This is a genomic window from Aeromonas sp. R3-1, from assembly GCF_040908345.1.
In the GTDB taxonomy this organism is placed as follows: Bacteria; Pseudomonadota; Gammaproteobacteria; order Enterobacterales; family Aeromonadaceae; genus Aeromonas; species Aeromonas veronii.
This window is the reverse complement of record NZ_JBFODN010000115.1, coordinates 1-4,549: the sequence shown is the minus strand read 5'-3', so window position 1 is coordinate 4,549 and position 4,549 is coordinate 1. Positions and strand designations below refer to the sequence as shown.

Below are 4,549 nucleotides of genomic sequence, written 5' to 3'. Positions count from 1 at the left end.
TGGCATCAGCGTTGGGAAGAGAACCGGATTGGCTTTCATCAGGCGGACTTCAACCACTGGCTGCAATCCTGGTGGTCAGCCCAGCAAGCGGACGAGCCGGTGCTGGTTCCCCTGTGTGGCAAGTCCCGCGACATGCTCTGGCTGAGCGCTCAGGGTCATCCGGTCGACGGTTTCGAGCTATCGAGCCTTGCCGTCAGCCAGTTCTTCAGTGAAAACCAGCTCGCCGCGACCGTGAGCGAAGTGGGCCCTTATCAGTGCCATCAGGTGGACAGCCTGCGCATTTTTCAGGGGGATTTTTTCGCCGCCCCCAGTCTGGGTCGCCGTTACCGGCTGGTCTATGACCGGGCGGCGCTGATCGCCCTGCCGACCGCGATGCGCCGCCAGTATGCAGCCCTGATCAGTTCGCTAGTCGAGACCGGTGGCCAGATCCTGCTGGTGACCCTCGAATATCAGCCTGAGCAGCAGAGTCAGCCCCCCTTCTCGGTGGGTGAGATGGAGGTGCGAGCCCTGTTCGAACGGGACTTTCGTATCGAGGTGCTGGGGCGCGCCGCCGAAGTAGATCACCCGCGGGTGCTGTCGGGTCAGCTCTCCTACTTCGATGAGGTGGCTTACCGACTGGTTCGCCGTGGCTAACGGGTAGCTAACGGGAGGGCAAAGGGTGATCTGTGCCGACAAATCATCGGGCTATGCGCTCTTCGCTACCTCCTTTGACGTAGATCAACGTGACTGACGGGGGGAGTGCCTAATATGAGGCTGTTTCTCAATCACTGTTGGCATTGCAAAGCGAGTATCGGGTCTTTCCCGCTTGCTGATCAGCAACTCAGTGTCTGATTTTCACGCTCATGTTCACTTTTGGCGGCTTTGGTCGCAATTGTTATGGTTTTTCCAGCCGACCCTGATGGGTCGGCTTTTTATTGTCTGCTATTTGCCGTGGGCAGGAAAAACGGGGGATGTCGAGGCCTGATCAGGCCTCGAAGGTGGCGGCATTGAGCCGAAATGCCCGTGGATCGTCGATAAACTGGCCGGTGATCCGCTCGTCATGTTCGTGCCCCTGACCATAGCTGCAGAGGATCAGTCGATCGGAGGTGCGCGAACGCAGCTGGGTGATAAAGCGCACCAGATCGGCGCGGCTCAACTTGCCCACCTCATCGCAGACCCGTTCCCGCTGATCGAACCCCAGATCCTTGTTGCCAATACTGACCCACAACCGCTGGCCGCGACTGCGCAGGTTGGCATCCCGCTCGCTGAGCTGGGCTTGCAGCCCCGCCTTGCTCTCCTGCCACTGCTGCTCGGTAAATTCGAGCATGGCGAGCGGGAAGAGGTCGATAAACTCCTCCACTGCATCGAGCAGGATCTGCGGCCCTGCCACCGGCGACTGGATATAGAAGATCAGGCCCGGGTGGCGATTGAGGGGCAGGTTACCGGCGCCCACCACATAACCCAGTTGCTGGCGGGTGCGCAGCTCGTGGAAGAAGGTGGAGGACATGATGTGGTTCGCCAGGGTGAAGCAGGCGAGATCCCGCGCCCGGGTGGTGCGGGACTGGTAGTAGACCAGCAGTGCCGAGTCCTCGTGATCGCAACCCTGCTCGCGAATAAGGGTGCCCCTGTCCTGAATGGAGATGAGCGGACGACGGGTCTCGCCGCTCGGCTTGCTGCTGGTGCCATTGATATCGCTTAGGTGACGCTCCATCAGGGCGGCCAGCTCCAGCGCCTCGGCGGCAGTCCAGTCGCCATGTACCAGTGCCTCGACATGCACCTCGCCAAACAGCTGGGCCACGAAGCCGGGCATCTCTTCCAGCTCGACGGTGCGCAGGTGGCGCAGCAACTGCTCGAACGGCGGGTTGTTCGGTTGCAGCAAACTGGTGAGCTGGTTAAAGAGCTGGGAGATGGGGCGCGCCTTGGACTGGTTATCCCAGTTGCGGATGAGCTGCTCCTTGATCTCGGCGAAGCGACCCGGATCCGGATACCCCAGGGTGCGGTTGCCGAGGATCATGTCGAGCAACAGCGGCTGCTTGTCGGCAAAACCGCTCAGGTTGATGGTAAAGCCCCCCTGATGGGCATATATCTGGTAACCCAGTCCCGCCAGCTCCGCCGGATAGGTGAGGGCGTTGAGGTGGTCGGCCAACAGCTCCACGGCGAGGCGCGCCATGGCGATATTGCGCGGATTTTTGACCGCATGTTCGCTGTCGATGGAGATGTAGAGATTGCCCTTGGGCACGCTGAACAGGTGCTCATGGAGGTGCCAGAGGCGAAAACCGGGGCGATCGATAAGGCAGGCGGGCATGTCGGCGGCAAGCTCGGGCGTACGCGGATCGAGTCGGCTGCTGATAAAGGGGTTGGGCTTGGGCAGCGCCAGCGCCGAGTCCGGCTCGCTTTGCTGCCAGCGAATTTTCTCGGCCTCGGTAATGGTTGTCACGCTGTAGGGGGTCTGATACCAGCGGGCCAGTCGATCGGTCGCCACTTCCGGCGCAGTGATGGTGATACGCAGGTTGTGCGGGGTGAGTTTGGCGAGGAAGCGGCGGATCAGCCCCTCGTCATATTCGCGCATCATGTAGTCGCCGTAGAGCAGATCCTCAGGTTTGTAGCTAAAGAGGTTGAGCACCAGCCCCGACACCGTATCGAGGGGGCGGCTGCGCTCCTGAAAACGGAACGCCGATTCGAGCACGGTCCGTTTTTCGTCATAGCGCCAGCTCTGTAGCCCTTTGCGGCCAATCAGTTTCAGATAGCCAAACAGGGCGGCGAGGATGTCATCCACATGTTCAAGGCCCAGAGGGGTGAGGCCGAAGTTGACGCCAAAATCCTTGAAGTTGGCGCCGCTAATGCCACCGCCCGCTGAGAGCTGGTTGACCCAGCCTTTCGCTTTAAGCAGGGAGAGCAGGCTGCCATCCCCCTCATAACCAATCAGATGGCTCAGGAAGGTGAGGGGCTTTTTGTCGTAAAACTCGTCCACATTGGGTAAGGGGAAGCTCAGCGACAGCTTGCGGGTCTCCTTGACCGGGTTGATGTGGATGCGCACGCCGAGATCATCGAGCCGATAGAGCGGCATGGTGAGAGTCGGGGTTCCCAAATTGCGATTCAAAATGGGAGCAAAGTAGCGACAGCACCACTGCAACTGGGTATCGATGGATTCCGGCGAGATCATCACCAGCGCCATGCGATCCGCGCTGTAGTGGCTTTCGTAAAAACGGATAAGGTCGGAGCGCAGATCCCGTCCCGGCAGATCGGCCAGGGTATCGAGGTTGCCCACAGAGAACTTGGAGAAGGGGTGCGCCGGGTTGACCGTCTCTTTATGCACCTGATAGCTGCGGCGCATGTCATCCTGCAGCTTGAGGCGATACTCGGAGTCGACCGCGTTGCGCTCCTTGTCCACCCACTCCGGATCAAACGTGGGGCAGATAAAGAACTGGGAGAAGCGATCCAGCCCCGCTTCAAAGAAGCCGTTGTCGATCTCGAAGAAGAAGTTGGTGAACTCGGTACCGGTCCAGGCGTTGTTGCTGCCGCCATGACGGCTCATAAATTGCTGGTACTCACCAGGCTTGGGGTAGGTGCAGGTGCCGAGAAACAGCATGTGCTCCAGAAAATGGGCCATTCCCTGCCGGTCGGCGGGATCGTCAAAATGGCCGGTATTGACCGCCAGCGAGGCGGCGGATTTGTCGGTGTCGGGATCACAAATCAACAAGACCCTGAGCCGGTTGGCCAGCTCCAGAAAATGGTATTGCCGATGGTCATTGGGACTGGCATATGGGCTCATTGGCGTGTGACTCACGTTGGATTTATTTGAATTTAAACATGATTATCGACCCCGCTATCCCGTCAGGCAAACCCTTTTCTGAGAGGTAGCGCAATTGTTTCCACACCCGTGGCGGGGTAAGATCCCCCGGCTATCAAAACAGGCCCGTTGGGCGAGGTTGTAATGAAGATCTATATCATGCGTCATGGCCAGGCTGGCATGAATGCGAAAACAGATGAACAGCGTCCATTGACCGAGCAGGGTATTGAAGAGTCTATCCAGATGGCCCGCTGGCTGGCGCCTCAGCTGATTGGCCCGCTGGATCGGGTGATCCACAGCAACTATCTGCGGGCACGCCAGACCTGGCAAGCCATATGCAGTGAATTACCTGACGCAGCAGCCGTTGAAGAGAGTGGCGACATTACCCCGTACGGTGATCCCGCTTTCGTGGCCAGCTACCTCACCACTTTGGCTGAACAACATGACCAGATCCTGATGGTCAGCCATCTGCCGCTGGTGGGTTATCTGGTGCAAAGCCTCTGCCCGGCCGCAGGAGCACCCATGTTTGCTACCTCGGGGATCGCCTGTATCGAGTGGCACGATGGCAAAGGAGCCTTGCTCTGGCTCGAAGGGCCGCATACAATAGGCTAAAAGTTAATAAAAAGTTATAGATTGAATTTTTTGGGAAGAGATGGGCGAGTTTTCCGGATTTTTATAAATACTTTACGGAATTAATTCGCAGAAGCTGCTGTCATACGGATACAACTGCAAGAGGTTGCAAACGATGAGAGTGTTCAAGAAGTACCTGCCACTGATGGT

General features: G+C 58.4%; 3 protein-coding genes. 2 read left to right on the top strand and 1 reads right to left on the bottom strand.

Features of this window, described 5'->3' with window-relative positions:
* On the top strand, positions 1 to 633 hold a 633-nt coding region (locus AB5Y85_RS07245), incomplete at its 5' end, for a thiopurine S-methyltransferase (RefSeq protein ID WP_368221297.1).
* Positions 634 to 964: 331 nt separating this feature from the next.
* On the opposite strand, the gene AB5Y85_RS07240 is transcribed toward AB5Y85_RS07245, so the two are convergent.
* A complete protein-coding gene (locus tag AB5Y85_RS07240) occupies positions 965 to 3,751 on the bottom strand; it encodes an insulinase family protein (RefSeq protein WP_257688137.1) in 2,787 nt (928 codons plus the stop codon).
* Positions 3,752 to 3,913: 162 nt separating this feature from the next.
* On the opposite strand from AB5Y85_RS07240, the gene sixA reads away from it, so the two are divergent.
* On the top strand, positions 3,914 to 4,381 hold the full coding sequence (gene sixA / locus AB5Y85_RS07235; RefSeq protein ID WP_021230584.1) for a phosphohistidine phosphatase SixA: 468 nt from the start codon (positions 3,914 to 3,916) through the stop codon (positions 4,379 to 4,381).
* Positions 4,382 to 4,549 lie beyond the last annotated feature (168 nt).